This window comes from Pseudochrobactrum asaccharolyticum, from assembly GCF_003314995.1.
GTDB lineage: Bacteria > Pseudomonadota > Alphaproteobacteria > Rhizobiales > Rhizobiaceae > Pseudochrobactrum > Pseudochrobactrum asaccharolyticum.
Window position 1 is genome coordinate 439,059 of record NZ_QNRH01000001.1, and the last position, 15,696, is coordinate 454,754.

Genomic DNA, 15,696 nt, shown 5'->3' on the forward strand with positions numbered 1-15,696 from the left:
AAAAATATACAGCGCATCCCGAAAAGTGGAGGCCGGTTTTCGGACGAGATGCGCGTTGAGATAATGTTGCATCTCGAAAAGCGGCAGCGATTTTCGAATAAGATGCGCGTAAAGTCTAAGAAGAATAGGTCAATCGTGGGAACAGCAGCAATTTCGGGCTTTTTGCTCGGACTATCACTTATCGTCGCCATTGGCGCACAAAATGCATATATTCTGAGACAGGGACTACTACGCCAGCATGTATTTATCCTCAGTCTGATTTGCGCTCTATCAGATGCGGCGCTGATTGCAGCAGGTGTCGCAGGGCTGGGCACCTTAATTTCGCAATCACCAACACTGATCACAGTAGTGACTATCGGCGGTGCGGCGTTTCTTTTCTGGTACGGTTTTTCCGCATTTCGCCGCGCTATGCATCCGGATGGTATGCATGCAGCCAATACCGGTGCAGTTAGTCTCAAGGCAGCAATGGGCACTTGCTTGGCGCTGACTTTTCTCAATCCGCACGTTTATCTCGATACGGTGGTGCTGGTCGGCAGTCTGTCTGCCCGTTTTGAAGGCGAGGCACGTCTTGCCTATGGCATCGGCGCTATCACTGCATCTTTTGTCTGGTTCTTCTCGCTCGGTTATGGTGCCCGCCTGTTGCAGCCGTTTTTCGCCAAGCCATCGGCATGGCGCATTCTCGACTGCCTGATCGGCATCATTATGTGGGCGATTGCGTTCAGCTTACTTAGCCGTCTGCTGTGGCCTTAAGGCTTTGTCAGAAGGCAGATAAGAAACATGCAGCCGCTTGGTATCTTCACGGCGGCTGCGCGGAGCGGCCATTAAAGCTGCAACCAGCGAGGCAGGGCCGATTGCACGGTACTGTTCAGTAAGCTGATCTTTTTTGTATGAGCTGAATGTCTTTTTCATAATGTTTCCTTCCCTTTTTAGAGCGCCGTGCGCCTTCTTAGGCGCACAAAGGACGCTCTAACATTTTATATTGACAGCATAATATTAGCTTGAAAATTGGGACTGAAGCATGGCTGCATAATGCGGAAATCGGGGTATTGTCGCGGCGACGTATTTTACATCATCCCCGTCAGTGCCTTAATACAGTCCTGATACAGATTGTAAAAATCTGTGGCTGCTCTCTTGACGCGAAGCAGGATCAGAGAGATAAGTGCTGCATGAAAACACCATTCGCAAACACCATTTGTATTATTGCGACCATTATTCGCTAGCAGATTGCTGGCTCGGATGTTTTCGTCTTTCCTTTACTTTTGAAGCAGACAAATGCACCGGCCAGCAGGCTGCGCAAATGTTGTTTTGCGTTCTTAAGAGGGAAACTCGATGTCTGCCACAGAATTGCGTTTATATAATACGCTGACCCGCAGGAAAGAGGACTTTGTTCCTATCAATCCTGATCATGTGCGCATGTATGTCTGCGGCCCCACCGTTTATGATTTTGCCCATATCGGCAATGCGCGTCCGGTGATTGTGTTTGACGTGTTGTTCCGTCTGCTGCGTCATGTCTATGGCGAGAGCCAAGTAACCTATGCGCGTAACCTCACTGATGTGGATGACAAGATCAATGCGCGTGCAGTACGTGATTATCCTGATCTGCCGCTCAATGAAGCGATCCGTAAAGTGACTGAAAGCACGGCAGCGCAATTCCAGAGTGATGTGACAGCGCTTGGTAATCTTGAGCCTTCCAGCCAGCCGCGTGCAACGGAACATCTGGAGGAAATGCGTCAGCTGATCGAGCGCCTGATCGAACGCGGTCACGCCTATGTGGCTGATGATCATGTGCTGTTTGCGGTCAAAACCATGACAGGTGAACACGGCCCGCGCTATGGCGCACTTGCGCGCCGTTCACTGGATGAAATGATTGCCGGTGCGCGTGTCGATGTTGCTTCCTACAAGCGCGACGAGATGGATTTCGTGTTGTGGAAACCATCCAAACAGGGCGAGCCGGGCTGGCCGTCTCCGGCGAGTATTGAAGTGAATGGCCGCCCAGGCTGGCATATTGAGTGCTCCGCCATGTCGATGGCGAAACTGCTGGAGCCGTTTGGCGGCGGTCTGAAATGCGATGATCCGCTGAAGAATACTTTCGATATTCATGCCGGTGGTATTGATCTGGTATTTCCGCATCATGAAAATGAAATCGCCCAGTCATGCTGTGCCTTTGGCTCAGATCGTATGGCCAATATCTGGATGCATAACGGTTTTCTGCAGGTTGAAGGTCAGAAAATGTCCAAATCTTTGGGCAATTTCATCACCATTGACGATGTGCTGAAATCGGAACTGCCGCAAGTGGCCGGTCTTGATGTGCCGGAAGATTTCCGCCGTCGCTGGACAGGGATGGCTGCACGTCTCTCGATGTTGCAGACCCATTACCGGGAGCCGATCAACTGGACGCAGCAGCGTCTGAATGAATCCGGTGAAGAACTGGCCAAGTGGTATCAATTGGTTGCAGAGCAGTCTGCCAAGCCTGATGCTGCAAAAGCTTCGGTCTTCGCTGATGCCGTAGGCGATGATCTGAACACATGGGCAGCGCTCACCGAGTTGCGTAAAGCCTATAAGCAGGGTGATGTGGAGGCGTTGGTTTCTGGTCTCAATCTGCTTGGCCTTTATGATGCACAATTGCTGGCTGAAGCTGCGCAATATTTGTTCAGCTATGCCGCAGATGTCGACACTGCGGATGTTGAAAGACAGATCGCTGAGCGTTTGGCATTCATCAACGGGAAAAATTGGGCGGAAGCTGACCGTATTCGTGACTCATTGCTGGCACAGAATATTCAGCTGAAGGACGGAAAAGATCCGGTTACGGGAGAGCGGGTGACATCATGGGAAGTGAAACGCTGAGTGAAGTACCTGTCGTAAGCGGCGGCTGCCAATGTGGCACTGTGCGCTTTCGCGTAAAGGGGCAGTTGGGCAGCGCATCCATCTGCCATTGTCGTATGTGTCAGAAAGCATTCGGCAATTATTACGCGCCGCTGGTTTCCGTTAAGGAAGGCACATTGGAATGGACGCGCGGAACACGAAAACTGTTCCGCTCTTCCAACCATGTCGAGCGTGGCTTTTGTGCCGATTGCGGCACACCGCTGACCTATGAAGCGCCGGACGGACTGGCGCTTTCAATCGCTGCCTTTGATCAGCCGCAAGACATTGTGCCGGAGGTGCAATGGGGGCTGGAGGGCAAATTGCCTTATCTGGAACAGCTCAGCGAACTGCCCGCCTATACCACGGAACGCGATCCGGAAAGTATCGAGTTTGTACGTACGCTGGTGTCTTTCCAGCATCCTGATCACGATACGGACACATGGCCGCAATAAGCGACAAGCAAGGCACATAAATACAGATATGGAGGAAAGACCGACAATGAAAAAAGAGCGTATCTATATTTATGATACTACCCTGCGCGATGGCCAGCAGACACCGGGAATTGATTTCTCCGTTTCTGACAAAAAAGCCATTGCGGCCATGCTGGATGATTTCGGCGTGGATTATGTTGAAGGTGGTTATCCGGGTGCGAACCCAACAGATACGAGCTTTTTTCAGCGCAAACATACCTCTCGGGCAAAGTTTGCTGCCTTTGGTATGACCAAGCGTCCGGGCGTTTCCACCTCCAATGATCCGGGCATGTCTGTGCTGCTGCAGGCTTCGAGTGATGTTATCACCTATGTTGCCAAAAGCTGGGACTATCACGTGCATCTGGCACTGGGTTGCACGCTGGAAGAAAATCTGGAATCGATCACATCTTCGGTTACAGCTGCCCGTATGGCAGGCAAAGAATGTATCGTTGATTGCGAGCATTTCTTCGACGGTTTCAAAGCCAATCCGCAATATGCCTTAGCTTGTGCCAAGGCGGCCTATAGTGCCGGTGCCCGCTGGGTCGTCTTGTGCGATACCAATGGCGGCACGCAGCCAAGCGAAGTCGGCGATATCGTCAATGCCGTTAAAACTGTTGTACCGGGGGAATGTCTCGGTATTCACGCACATAATGATACCGAACAGGCCGTTGCCGTTTCGCTGGCGGCAATTGATGCCGGTGTGCGGCAGGTACAGGGCACACTCAATGGTATCGGTGAGCGTTGCGGCAATGCCAATCTTGTCACGTTGATCCCGACATTGATGCTGAAGCCGTACTGGGCAGACCGGTTTGAGGTGGGCATCAGCATGGATGCGCTGACAGGCATCACAAAACTTTCCCGTACTTTTGACGATGTTCTCAACCGCGCGCCGAATGAACAGGCGGCATTTGCCGGTAGTTCTGCTTTTGCCACCAAAGCCGGTATCCACGCCTCAGCTCTTCTGAAAGAGCCACAGACCTATGAGCATGTGCCGCCGGAAACAGTTGGCAATCATCGCCGTGTGATGGTGTCGGATCAGGGCGGTAAGTCCAATTTTATCGCAGAGCTTAAAAAGCGCGGTATTCAGGTGGCGAAAGACGACCGTCATCTTGATACGCTGATCGCGCTGGTTAAAGAACGTGAAGCGCAGGGCTATGCCTATGAAAGTGCCGATGCGAGCTTTGAATTGCTGGCACGCCAGCAACTCGGTGCGGTGCCGCAGTTTTTCCGTGTTGAAGCTTTCCGTTGTATGGTTGAGCGCCGCTATGACAGCAATGGCTGCCTGAAAACCGTGTCGGAAGCGATTGTTAAAATCATCATCGACGGTGAAGAACACCTGTCTGTGGCTGAAGGGCATGGTCCGGTTAACGCGCTTGACCTTGCGCTGCGTAAGGATCTGGGGCGTTATCAGGAAGAACTGGCCGATCTGGAACTGGTCGATTTTAAAGTGCGTATCCTCAATGGCGGTACGGAAGCGATCACCCGCGTTCTGATCGAGTCGCATGATGCGAGCGGGCAGCGCTGGCGCACAGTTGGCGTGTCTGACAATATTATCGACGCATCCTTTCAGGCACTGATGGACTCGGTGGTTTATAAGCTGATGAAAAACCGCGAACTTGCGGGACATATTGCAGCAGAATAAAATTTGCCGTTTGCGGATGAGGTAAAACGGGAGTACCGGTTGTTACTGATGTGAATGTAATGAACGGCTCCCGCTGTATGATAAAGCCCGAGACCGGAAATCTGAGGACAACTTGTTATGAATGACCGGTCTCAACAGGCGATGCCGGAAGCAACGCGCGGGTTTATCTTCGCGATGCTGGCCTATTTGTTTTGGGGACTTTTCCCGTTTTACATGAAGGCCGTCGCCCATATTCCGGTTGTGGAGGTGCTGGCGCACCGCGTGATCTGGTCATTGCCGGTTGCGGCAATTATTCTGGTCTTTATGGGGCGTACCAAAGATGTCGGTGCCGCATTGCGCAATCCGCGCACATTGGCAATGGCTTGTCTGACCGCCTCCCTGATTACGCTGAACTGGGGCGTTTATGTCTGGGCGATCTTCAATGATCACGCACTGGATGCCGCGCTCGGCTATTATATCAACCCGCTGGTCAATGTGCTTCTCGGTGCAGTTTTCCTGAAAGAACGTCTGAGCAGAGTGCAGCTGATTGCTGTGTTCCTCGCTGCTGCTGCTGTTGTCCTGCTGACGGTAGAGCAGGGCGGCCTGCCTTGGGTGTCTATCATTCTGCCGCTGTCATTCGGCTTTTATGGCTTCTTCCGTAAATCCTTGCCGATTGGTCCGTCACAGGGCTTCATGCTGGAAGTGATCATTCTGTTCATTCCGGCCAGTGCCTATGCAATTTGGCTTTATGCACAGGGGCAGGATCATTTTGTGGCCGGTACTTCGGCTGATATCGTGCTGCTGATGCTGGCCGGTGTTGTCACTGCTGTGCCGCTGATCATGTATGCAACCGGTGCGAAACTGCTGCGCTACACCACGCTGGGGCTGATGCAGTATATTACGCCGACAATGCTGTTCCTGATCGCGGTTTTCGCTTTCAAAGAACCATTCAACACAACGCAGCTCTATGCATTCGCACTGATCTGGGCAGGCTTGATCCTTTACACATGGTCGATCCTCAAAGATGCACGGGCAGATAAAAAGATATCGAAACTCTGAATAGGATTAATAGCAGTGCCCGTTGTTGAGAAAAGCAACAGGCCATATGGCCTCGTAAAGGATCTGACAAAAAAGCCCCTCATTGAGGGGCTTTTTCAATTTAGTCAGCCTTAGTATGTAATGCCTCGGCTGCGAAGCGACGCTTCCACGCTAACGCACTGAATGGCAGGAACAACAAATAACCCAATGCAGTCAGTGTCAGTGTCTGCCATGTGAAGCTCATCAGAAAACCGGCATAGATCACCACACCGAGGATCAGCGGCACAACAAAATCACGACGGATAAAGCTGCCTGCGGTTTTGCCGTTATAGACCGGCAGACGGCTGACCAGCAAAAATGCAATAATAATCGTAAAGCCAGCTGTACCGTAAGCCAGAGCTTTGCTTGGCAACACGCCGAGAAAGCCGGAATAAACAGGCAGCAGCACCAGCATCGCACCGGCAGGCGCCGGAACGCCGACAAAATAATTACCCTGCCATGCAGGCTGGTTCGGGTCTTCCAGCATAACGTTAAAACGTGCCAAACGCAGGCAGCAGGCAATGGTATAGATCAGCGCTGCAATCCAGCCAAAAGAACCCGCCTGATCCAGCATAAACAGATACAACACCAATGCCGGTGCCACGCCGAAATTGACGATATCGGCCAGTGAATCCATCTGGGCGCCGAATTTGGAAGAACCTTTCAGAAGCCGTGCAATCCGTCCGTCAATACCATCCAGAAAAGCAGCCAGCAGCACCATCGCTACAGCCTGTTCAAAACGGTGCTCTATGGCAAGACGAATACCGCTTAACCCCGCACAAATGGCAAGGACGGTAATCAGATTAGGGATAACAATCCGCATCGGAATTTCAGAAAGGCGCGGACCGCGCCCCTCTGTATTGCCATTCGGATCCAGCGGCGGGAAAGGTGCTTCAAGCATCAGGCGATCCGCACGGTTGGCGCAGTGCGCGCATCATTGAACTCTGCCAGAACGGTTTCACCTGCCACAGCCGTCTGGCCGACAGCAACGCGGGCAACTGCACCTTTTGGCAAGTAAATATCATTGCGGGAACCAAAACGGATCAGACCAAAGCGTTCACCGGTTGTAAGATCTTCACCGGCCTTCGACCAGCAAACGATACGGCGGGCAACAAGACCTGCGATCTGAACAACCGCAACCGTACCATGTGCACTGTCGATCAATACGCTGCTACGTTCATTCTCAGAGCTGGCTTTATCCAGCTCAGCATTCAGGAACTTGCCCGGACGATGCATTACGCTGATAATTTTACCACGCACCGGTGCACGGTTAATGTGCACAGAGAACACGTTCATGAAAACGCAAATGCGCAACATCGGCTCGGTACCGAGATCGAGTTCTGCCGGCGGCACGCACATGCCAACGGAAGAAATCTTGCCATCGGCCGAGCTGATGACGAGATCATCGTCCAGCGGTGTGATACGCAACGGATCACGATAGAAATAAATGCACCAGATGGTTAGCACCATCCCTACCCAGAACAAAGGCCCCCACAACCAGCCCAGCAGCAGCGACACAACAAAGAATGCCGCAATGAAGGGATAGCCCTCACGGTGAATAGGGACGAAAGTATTGCGAATAGTATCGGACAGGCTCATCGGTTTTCCTCAGATTTTCCGCATCAATAACGCAAAGTTACAGCGTTTAAAATGATTAAGCGCAATCAGCGCACTAAATTTGATAATATTCATACTTTCTGCTGACGAAATCCGGACAGAAAGTTACCGGAAGCGCTGTTTTTATTATTTATGCGCTGAATATGGCCGGAATCAAAGTGGTTCAGCTGAAATTAAATACAGCGAAACCGGCTTTGTAGTTAGCAGATATTCGCTGCGGTTGCGAATATCTGCCATTATCATAGAGGATCATTACGCCCCTGTCATTCGCCCGCTGGCGCACCGCGGATAACAATGCCCATCTCATCATTTTCACGCACCTGACGCAACCGTGCTTCGGCCTCATCAGCTTCACGCTGGCGATCCCACATCGACGCATAAAGTCCGCCTTGCAACAGCAGATCACGATGGGTACCACGCTCCGCTATCTGCCCGTCTTTCAGCACAATGATTTCATCGGCACTGATCACTGTGGACAGACGGTGCGCAATGACCAGTGTTGTACGGTCACGGCTGACCAGATCCAGAGACTGCTGAATATCCTGTTCCGTTGCCGTATCCAGCGCCGAGGTTGCTTCATCAAGAATGAGGATCGGAGGCGCTTTCAGGATCGTACGGGCAATCGCCACACGTTGTTTCTCACCGCCGGAGAGTTTCAAGCCACGTTCGCCAACCATCGACTGATAGCCTTCCGGCAACAGCTGAATGAAACGGTCGATCTGCGCCAGTTTAGCAGCCTGTTCCACTTCTTCTTCTGACGCGCTCGGGCGGCCATAGCGAATATTATAGGCGATTGTATCGTTAAACAGCACGGTATCCTGCGGCACCATACCAATCGCATGGCGCAGACTGACCTGTGTCACATCACGGATATCCTGACCGTCAATCGTCACAGAGCCCTGCTGCACATCATAAAAACGATAGAGCAGACGCGAAATTGTCGATTTACCCGCACCGGATGGTCCGACAATCGCAATTGTTTTACCTGACGGCACTTCAAAGCTGACATTACGCAGGATCGGACGGGACGGATCATAAGCAAAGCTGACATTGTCAAAGCGAATTGCGCCCTGTGAGACAGCCAGAGCCTGTGCTTCCGGCTTGTCCTTGACCTCTTCTTCCACTTCCAGCAGATCAAACATCTGTTCGATATCGGTCAGTCCCTGACGGATTTCACGATAAATGAAGCCGATCATATTCAGCGGCAGCGACAATTGCATCAGCAGTGCATTGATGAAAACAAAGTCGCCAAGCGTATGGGTTCCGGCCTGAACTTCACGGGCAGACATCACCATCAGGATCATCATACCGACGCCAAAAATCACAGCCTGACCAAAGTTCAGCCAGCCAAGCGATGTCCATGTCTGGGTGGCTGCTTTTTCATAGCGTGCCATCGAACGGTCATAACGCTCGGCTTCCATGGCCTCATTGCCGAAATATTTAACTGTTTCAAAGTTCAGCAGCGAGTCGATAGCTTTGGTATTGGCATCCGTATCGGATTCATTCATCTCGCGGCGGATGCTGATACGCCAGTCACTCGCTTTGACAGTGAACCACATATAGAGCCAGACGGTTGCAGCAACGACGATCAGATAGCTGACGCCATAGGCGAAACCGAATATTGCGGCAGTCAGTGCAAATTCCAGCAGGGTTGGCACCGAGCTGAGAATGGTAAAGCGCACAATGGTTTCAATACCTTTGACACCACGCTCAATAACACGGGAGAGACCACCGGTGCGCCGTTCCAGATGAAAGCGCAGAGACAATTTGTGCATATGCACAAAGGTGCGGTAGGCCAGCTGGCGTACGGCATATTGACCGACGCTGGCAAACAGCGCATCGCGCAATTGGTTAAAACCGGCCTGAATGATACGTGCCAGATTATAGGCTACGACCAGCATCAGAGCGCCGACAAAAATCTGCGGCACCCAGCTTTGCGGTGTAAAAGAGCCATCCAGCGCATCCGTTGCCCATTTAAAGAAATAAGGCACCAGCATCAGTACGAATTTGGCAATAACCAGATAGAATGTTGCCCAGACGACCCGCATTTTGAGGTCATGACGCTCACTCGGCCACATATAAGGCCAGAGTTTTGCCAGTGTTTTCAAGGTCTGGCCGGATTCTGCTGAGACTGTTTTTTGCTTTTTCATAATTTCTTTTAACGCCACGGACGACCCGCTGCCGTCGCCCTCATTCTTTAAGCATTTCTTTTTCCGCAATGCTGCCTGCGGTTTCCTGCCTGTTCGTATCATGTCTGTAGCCATGATACGAACAAAACTGCTGCACAATGTTGTGAAACTCTGAAACAAACAAGCGCAACACATTTAATCCCCTGTGCTGCGCTTTCTTTGGCTTGTCGCTTTATTGCAGCTTCTGCTGCACGTCCTGATCCTTCAAAGGCTCTTTCGGCATCACGAAGACCTGTCCCGGCCAGATCAGATCCGGATTTTTAATCTGGTCTCTGTTGCTCAAATAGATCGTTGTGTAGCGCAGACCACTGCCGTAGGTCCGTTTGGAAATTGTCCAGAGATTATCGCCTTTACGGATAATCACCGAACCTTCTGCTTCTTCCAACGGCTGTGGTTCAGCTGCCTGCACATCCTGTTGCACTGGTGCACTTGGTGCAACGGCTGCAATCTTTTCACCTTCAACACGACGGAATGGTACGCGCGCAGTAGCCAGAACCTTGCCACCTTTATCCATCAGATCTGCACGAATAATATAATCCCCAACTGCAAGCGGCTGCTGGGTCTGCACCAGATAGCGACCTTCCGGTGTAATGATTGCCGTTCCAAGTAGCAGATCATTGGCGGAAATATTGACGGTCTGACCGCCGCGTGCATGCCCTGCGATAAAGACGGAAGCGCCTTCAATTTCAACGGCTTCAACTGCAATGCTGATATCGCTTTTATCATCCTGTCCGGCAGAGCCGCCCTGTACACTCTGAGGAGGCAAAACGGAATATGGCGCGCTGCTGCCATGCTGCGCAACAGGCACATCTGAGCCTTCCGGCTGCGGTGCAGCCGGGGTTGCCTGCGGCGTGGTAATCATACGGCTAGCTTGTCCCGGCTCTTCAACCAGCGCCAGAACCTGCCCTTCCGGTGTCGCCGGAACTGAAAGAATGGCTGTTTGCTGCGATGTGGCAACGGAATTCTCTCCGCTGGTCGCACGCAATACCAGCTGGTAATCACCGCTCTTCAGCGCCTGATCCAGAATAATTGCAAAATCGCCGTTTTCACCGGCTTTGGTTGAACCAAGCACACGGGTTTTGGAAAGGAGATCGACCTGAGAATTCGGGGCGGCCTTACCGGCAATGACCAGAGAACCATCAGCTTCAAGACGCAATACATCAAAAACCGGCACTGTCACAGTCTGAGCAGCGGCTTGCTTTTCCGGCTCGGCTGATTTTGTCTCAGCAGGTGTTTCGGTTTTAACATCAGGTGCAGCTTCAGTCTTACTTTCCGGAGCGGCCTCTGATTTGGCTTCCGGCGTCTTAGCCGGTGCAGGCTGGGCAACCGGCGCCGGTTGCGGCTGTTCCGTTTTTTGCGGCGCCATATTACAATAAGCAAGCAGACCGCCGATGATAACAACAGCAGCAAAACCGGCAAGCGCATAACGACTATTCTGCATTCGGGGTCGCCCCTTTTAACACCGAGCTTAAAAAAATATTATAACATGTTGTGTCTGCTTATAAATCCAAACGGATAATCAGCACTGATCCAACAACTAGCGCTTTTTTATTGTCACAGCAAGAATATCACATATCGGCACTGTAATTCTTGTCATGCATTACCCGATAAGATGCGCAAGATTGCCAATCCTTTGCAGAAGCCTATGATTTCAAAAGCATTCTGCATCTGAAATTGAAATTCTGGTTTTCGGATAATTTATTACGCCTCACCACGCAGAAAACTTGACGACTAACGACCCGCGCGCGAAAAAGAAAAAATGAGCAAGATTCGATCAATATGTGTCTATTGCGGTTCTTCAACCGGCAATAATCCCCTCTATAGGGAAGCAGGACTGGCTCTTGGCCGCTCCATCGCAGAAAACGACCTTCGCCTGATTTATGGCGGTGGCACAAAAGGAATTATGGGCGCCGTTGCAGAAGGTGCTTACAAAGCAGGTGGTAAAGTCACTGGCATTATCCCAACCTTCCTTCTGAACAAAGAAGCCGACGGCAAAACGAATGAAATGCTTGATGAGCAGATCATTACGGAAAACATGCATCAGCGCAAGCAGCTGATGTTTGAACGTTCCGATGCTTTTGTCACGCTACCGGGCGGCATTGGTTCCGTTGAAGAAATCGTGGAAATGATGACTTGGGCACAGCTCGGCCACCATAAAAAGCCGATGGTTTTTTCCAATATCAATCATTTCTGGGAACCGATGATCGCTATGCTCGATCATATGCGTACCGAAGGCTTTATTCATACCGGCCATCGTGTACAGCCGAAAATGCTTGATACTGTCGAAGAGATCATTCCTTACATCTTTGATGCAGCTGCCAAAGGCGATGCATCCGGTGATGAAGAGATCATCGCCCGCATGTAAGCAAAATGCATAACCAATAAAAAGCCCCTCAGTGAGGGGCTTTTTTTATTGCGCTATTTTTTATCTATTTGAGCGAGCACAAAGGCAACGCGCGTTTCCACATCCGCTTTGGGAAGTTCATGCAGTGTAAAACCGTATGCCTGATAGGTTTGTACCATGGCATCAAAAGTCCGTTCAGCTTCATCAGCCGATTGTTTACGTTCTTCGTCCCCCTGATAAATCTCCGGCCAATGCGGAGCAATGAAGACTGTTTTGTTATAGGCATATTGCTGCACTGCCTGATGTACATGATCGGGGACAGGAATGCCGGAAAGCTTGAGATAACCGGCAATGTCAGCCATGCCTCGGTCAAAGAAGTAAGGTCGCTCAGAGGCGATCTCTGAGGCTAATAAATGCGAACGCATTTCCCATGCCAGCATCATTTCCGCAAAACATGCCGGATCAAGCCATGGCAGCGCTTTGCCGCCGATTTTAACCTGATCCTGAATAATATGGCGTCCGGCCTCCTGACTGTGCTGATAGCCATGCGTTTTTAAGCTGTTGAGCAGAGTGGTTTTGCCAGAACCCGGGCCACCGGTAAGTATATAAAAATGATCCATCACAGATCCTTCTGTGTTTAGAAATTAAAAGTTTCAGATCGTCACGAGGGGGGAAAGGCAGCGAAAAATAAAAGCCATGCTTTAGAGCGCCGTGTGCCAGACTTGGCACACAAAGGTCGCTCTAACACTTAAAATGAGAGCATAATTCATTAAACTGATCCAAGTTTAAGGAATTATGCTTGAGTGCAGGCGAAAAAACAGGCTGCGATATAGAATGAATATTGAAAAAGTGCTTTGAAAATCTGGAAGAACAGACATCCGGCCGGCAAAATGCAATAGGCCGGATGTCTAAAAGCTAATGATTACGATGGCATATGATAGTGCAGGAACTTGTCCTGACGTACATCATAGAGCTGTCCGGTAATGGTCAGTGCGGGATCGGCAAGTTGCACGATTTTAGCAGCCACATCTGCCGGATGCGGCAGGGTTTCCGGATCTTCACCCGGCATTGCCTTTGCACGCATAGCTGTGCGTGTTGCACCCGGATTGACGGAATTCACACGCAGCGGCATTTGTTTGGTTTCTTCCGCCCAGGAGCGTCCCATAACTTCCACTGCAGCTTTAGAGGCGGCATAGGGTGCCCAGAACGCGCGTGCTGTATGAGCGACGCCGGAAGACATCAGAATGGCACGTCCTGCATCGGAGCGGCGCAGCAGCGGATCAACCGAGCGGATCAGACGCCAGATACTGGTCAGATTGGTGCTGATAACATTGTCAAAGACTTTGGCTTCAACATGGCCAACCGGAGAAATTGTGCCAAGCACTCCGGCATTGGCAACCAGAATATCCAGTTTACCCCAGCGGTCATTGATTGATGAGCCGAGCAGATCAAGGGCAGGCATGTCTTTAAGATCAAGCGGAACAAGTGTCGCTGTATTACCCATCGCCTGAATTTCATCATCCAGTTCTTCAAGGCCGCCGACAGTACGGGCAACGGCAATCACATGGGCGCCGCGCTTTGCCAGTTCCAATGCCAGAAAATAGCCGATGCCGCGGGATGCGCCGGTAACCAGCGCAGTACGTCCGCTCAGATCAAAACTCATTAAATCCACCCGTTTCAGTCTGTATAATTTTAAGGCGGCTACGTTGCCGCAACCGCCTTATCTGATCTTAGCCGTTGCTGGATAGCAATGCAAAGTTATGAATATTCGACAATTCTTCCTGATCGACCAGACGGGTCGGATAGTCCCCCGTAAAGTAATGATCGGTGAATTGCGGTGCTTTCGGATTGCGTTTCTCGCCGCCAACAGCTTCGTAAAGCCCGTCGATGGACAGGAATTCCAGCGAATCCGCACCGATATAATCACACATGGCCTTTAAGTCCGGATACTGGTTGGCCAGCAACTTATCTGCGTCCGGCGTATCAATACCGTAGAAATCCGGATGATGGATCATCGGGGAGGCGACGCGGATATGGACTTCTTTTGCACCGGCATCACGGATCATGCGCACGATCTTCATTGAAGTGGTGCCGCGTACGATGGAATCATCCACCAGCACTACGCGTTTGCCTTCAATGATCGCACGGTTAGCCGAATGTTTCAGTTTAACACCAAGGGCGCGAATCTGCTGGGTCGGCTCAATAAAGGTACGGCCAACATAGTGGTTGCGGATGATGCCATATTCAAACGGAATACCGCTCGCCTGCGCATAACCCAATGCTGCCGGCGTGCCGCCATCCGGTACAGGCACAACAACATCTGCTTCAACCGGAGCTTCTTTTGCCAGATTAATACCGGCATTTTTGCGGGCCATGTAAACATTACGGCCGCCGACTACAGAATCAGGGCGGGCAAAATACACATATTCAAACATGCACAGGCGTTCCGGCTTGCGGTTTGGCGCCTTGATAGAGGTGGTGGTGATGGAACCATCTGCTTGAGTTTCACAGACAATAACTTCGCCGTTTTCCACATCGCGGATATATTTCGCACCGATAATATCGAGCGCACAGGTCTCAGAGCAGAAAATCGGCTTGCCATCGAGTTCACCCATGACCAGCGGGCGGATACCAACCGGATCACGCGCTGCAATCAGCTTGGTGCGGGTCATAGCGAGAATCGAATAGCCGCCTTCAAGCTGACGGACAGCATCGACAAAACGATCGCTGGACGAAGCCAGACGCGAACGGGCGATGAGATGCAGCACAACTTCTGAATCAGAGGTGGACTGGCAGATCGCACCCGATGCAATCAGATGACGGCGCAGGCTCAGGCCGTTGGTGAAATTGCCGTTATGGGCAATCGCAATGCCGCCGACTTCCAGCTCAGCAAACAGCGGCTGCACGTTACGCAACACGGTTTCACCGGTGGTGGAGTAGCGCACATGACCAATCGAAAGATTGCCCGGAAGCTGCTTCAAAGTCGCCGGATTGGTGAAGTGATCACCGACCAGCCCCATATGGCGTTCAGAATAAAAACGCCCTTCGTGGAACGAAACGATACCGGCTGCTTCCTGTCCGCGATGCTGCAGAGCATGCAAGCCGAGCGCCGTCAGTGTCGCGGCATCCTCATGCCCCAGAATGCCAAAGACGCCGCATTCTTCATGCAAGGCGTCTTCATCAAAGGAAAATCTCGAAGAGTTTTCAGGCACTTCTGTGCTGTTATGCGCGCCATGCGTGGTGGCGGAGATCATTTGAGTATGATCTGAAGAAGCGGGGGCGGTTTCACCGGAATGACTGATCATAGCCGCTGGGCCTTTCGATTGCAGAGCAATTAAAAATGCTCTCTATCATAAGAGTGCTTTTGCTGCATAGTCCCAAAAAATCTTAGATTACAAGGCAGGAACTATGGAGCTTTAACAATTCAGAGTGCAGAACAGGTCTGATGCATCTGCATCAGATGGAAAGTCGAAGTAAGCGTCATATTGGAACAGCTCTTTGTGGCGGCTTAATGTG

14 protein-coding genes are annotated in these 15,696 nt (G+C 51.3%); 6 read left to right on the forward strand and 8 right to left on the reverse strand.

Annotated elements, in window-relative coordinates; translation table 11 throughout:
- The first annotated feature begins 102 nt into the window (after positions 1-102).
- The gene (locus DFR47_RS01965) at positions 103-750 is read left to right on the forward strand and encodes a LysE/ArgO family amino acid transporter (RefSeq protein ID WP_170137421.1); all 648 of its coding nucleotides are present in this window, start codon (positions 103-105) and stop codon (positions 748-750) included.
- Here DFR47_RS01965 and DFR47_RS01970 read toward each other — a convergent pair.
- Positions 724-909 carry a hypothetical protein gene (locus DFR47_RS01970; protein ID WP_113942721.1) on the reverse strand — a complete coding sequence of 62 codons (186 nt, stop codon included), beginning with the start codon at positions 907-909 and terminating at the stop codon, positions 724-726. The genes DFR47_RS01965 and DFR47_RS01970 overlap by 27 nt on opposite strands.
- 420 nt (positions 910-1,329) lie before the next feature.
- Between DFR47_RS01970 and cysS the strand changes: the two genes are divergently transcribed.
- From cysS to rarD, 4 genes are all read left to right on the forward strand, one after another.
- Complete coding sequence (cysS, locus tag DFR47_RS01975; RefSeq protein ID WP_113942722.1) at positions 1,330-2,844, forward strand: cysteine--tRNA ligase; 1,515 nt, start codon at positions 1,330-1,332, stop codon at positions 2,842-2,844.
- Positions 2,826-3,314: a GFA family protein gene (locus DFR47_RS01980; protein WP_113942723.1), complete on the forward strand. Its 489-nt coding sequence runs from the start codon at positions 2,826-2,828 to the stop codon at positions 3,312-3,314. The genes cysS and DFR47_RS01980 overlap by 19 nt, the downstream gene beginning before the upstream one ends.
- Before the next feature lie 46 nt (positions 3,315-3,360).
- Complete coding sequence (gene cimA, locus DFR47_RS01985; RefSeq protein WP_113942724.1) at positions 3,361-4,974, forward strand: citramalate synthase; 1,614 nt, start codon at positions 3,361-3,363, stop codon at positions 4,972-4,974.
- A gap of 117 nt (positions 4,975-5,091) precedes the next feature.
- Positions 5,092-6,012, forward strand: coding sequence for an EamA family transporter RarD (gene rarD / locus DFR47_RS01990; RefSeq protein ID WP_113942725.1), 921 nt, complete (start codon positions 5,092-5,094; stop codon positions 6,010-6,012).
- 100 nt (positions 6,013-6,112) lie between these two features.
- Here the strand turns inward: rarD and pssA are convergent, their stop codons facing one another.
- The 4 genes from pssA to DFR47_RS02010 all read right to left on the reverse strand — a co-directional run bounded on the left by pssA (position 6,113) and on the right by DFR47_RS02010 (position 11,277).
- A complete protein-coding gene (gene pssA, locus DFR47_RS01995) occupies positions 6,113-6,931 on the reverse strand; it encodes a CDP-diacylglycerol--serine O-phosphatidyltransferase (protein ID WP_113942726.1) in 819 nt (272 codons plus the stop codon).
- Positions 6,931-7,629 carry a phosphatidylserine decarboxylase gene (locus tag DFR47_RS02000; protein ID WP_113942727.1) on the reverse strand — a complete coding sequence of 233 codons (699 nt, stop codon included), beginning with the start codon at positions 7,627-7,629 and terminating at the stop codon, positions 6,931-6,933. Before DFR47_RS02000 ends, pssA begins: the two co-directional genes overlap by 1 nt.
- Positions 7,630-7,910: 281 nt before the next feature.
- On the reverse strand, positions 7,911-9,797 hold the full coding sequence (locus tag DFR47_RS02005) for an ABCB family ABC transporter ATP-binding protein/permease (RefSeq protein WP_113943188.1): 1,887 nt from the start codon (positions 9,795-9,797) through the stop codon (positions 7,911-7,913).
- A 211-nt stretch (positions 9,798-10,008) separates the two neighbouring features.
- Positions 10,009-11,277 carry a LysM peptidoglycan-binding domain-containing protein gene (locus DFR47_RS02010; RefSeq protein ID WP_113942728.1) on the reverse strand — a complete coding sequence of 423 codons (1,269 nt, stop codon included), beginning with the start codon at positions 11,275-11,277 and terminating at the stop codon, positions 10,009-10,011.
- Between the two features lie 318 nt (positions 11,278-11,595).
- On the opposite strand from DFR47_RS02010, the gene DFR47_RS02015 reads away from it, so the two are divergent.
- Positions 11,596-12,201: an LOG family protein gene (locus DFR47_RS02015; RefSeq protein WP_113942729.1), complete on the forward strand. Its 606-nt coding sequence runs from the start codon at positions 11,596-11,598 to the stop codon at positions 12,199-12,201.
- A gap of 53 nt (positions 12,202-12,254) precedes the next feature.
- Here DFR47_RS02015 and DFR47_RS02020 read toward each other — a convergent pair whose 3' ends face one another.
- From DFR47_RS02020 to purF, 3 genes are all read right to left on the reverse strand, one after another.
- Positions 12,255-12,800, reverse strand: a complete 546-nt coding sequence (locus DFR47_RS02020) for an AAA family ATPase (RefSeq protein WP_113942730.1) — start codon at positions 12,798-12,800, stop codon at positions 12,255-12,257.
- 302 nt (positions 12,801-13,102) lie between these two features.
- Positions 13,103-13,843 (reverse strand): SDR family NAD(P)-dependent oxidoreductase, encoded by a 741-nt coding sequence (locus tag DFR47_RS02025; RefSeq protein WP_113942731.1) that lies wholly within the window; start codon positions 13,841-13,843, stop codon positions 13,103-13,105.
- A gap of 67 nt (positions 13,844-13,910) precedes the next feature.
- Entirely contained in the window at positions 13,911-15,485 is a 1,575-nt protein-coding gene (gene purF / locus DFR47_RS02030; RefSeq protein WP_170137422.1) for an amidophosphoribosyltransferase, read from the reverse strand.
- Positions 15,486-15,696: the final 211 nt, after the last annotated feature.

Coding starts and splice junctions, on each gene's coding strand:
- rarD (WP_113942725.1), top strand. CDS start 5,092: ATGAATGACCGGTCTCAACAGGCGATGCCGGAAGCAACGCGCGGGTTT.
- DFR47_RS02005 (WP_113943188.1), bottom strand. CDS start 9,797: ATGAAAAAGCAAAAAACAGTCTCAGCAGAATCCGGCCAGACCTTGAAA.
- DFR47_RS01980 (WP_113942723.1), top strand. CDS start 2,826: ATGGGAAGTGAAACGCTGAGTGAAGTACCTGTCGTAAGCGGCGGCTGC.
- cimA (WP_113942724.1), top strand. CDS start 3,361: ATGAAAAAAGAGCGTATCTATATTTATGATACTACCCTGCGCGATGGC.
- DFR47_RS02015 (WP_113942729.1), top strand. CDS start 11,596: ATGAGCAAGATTCGATCAATATGTGTCTATTGCGGTTCTTCAACCGGC.
- purF (WP_170137422.1), bottom strand. CDS start 15,485: ATGATCAGTCATTCCGGTGAAACCGCCCCCGCTTCTTCAGATCATACT.
- DFR47_RS02000 (WP_113942727.1), bottom strand. CDS start 7,629: ATGAGCCTGTCCGATACTATTCGCAATACTTTCGTCCCTATTCACCGT.
- DFR47_RS02010 (WP_113942728.1), bottom strand. CDS start 11,277: ATGCAGAATAGTCGTTATGCGCTTGCCGGTTTTGCTGCTGTTGTTATC.
- pssA (WP_113942726.1), bottom strand. CDS start 6,931: ATGCTTGAAGCACCTTTCCCGCCGCTGGATCCGAATGGCAATACAGAG.
- DFR47_RS02025 (WP_113942731.1), bottom strand. CDS start 13,843: ATGAGTTTTGATCTGAGCGGACGTACTGCGCTGGTTACCGGCGCATCC.
- DFR47_RS01965 (WP_170137421.1), top strand. CDS start 103: ATGCGCGTAAAGTCTAAGAAGAATAGGTCAATCGTGGGAACAGCAGCA.
- DFR47_RS01970 (WP_113942721.1), bottom strand. CDS start 909: ATGAAAAAGACATTCAGCTCATACAAAAAAGATCAGCTTACTGAACAG.
- DFR47_RS02020 (WP_113942730.1), bottom strand. CDS start 12,800: ATGGATCATTTTTATATACTTACCGGTGGCCCGGGTTCTGGCAAAACC.
- cysS (WP_113942722.1), top strand. CDS start 1,330: ATGTCTGCCACAGAATTGCGTTTATATAATACGCTGACCCGCAGGAAA.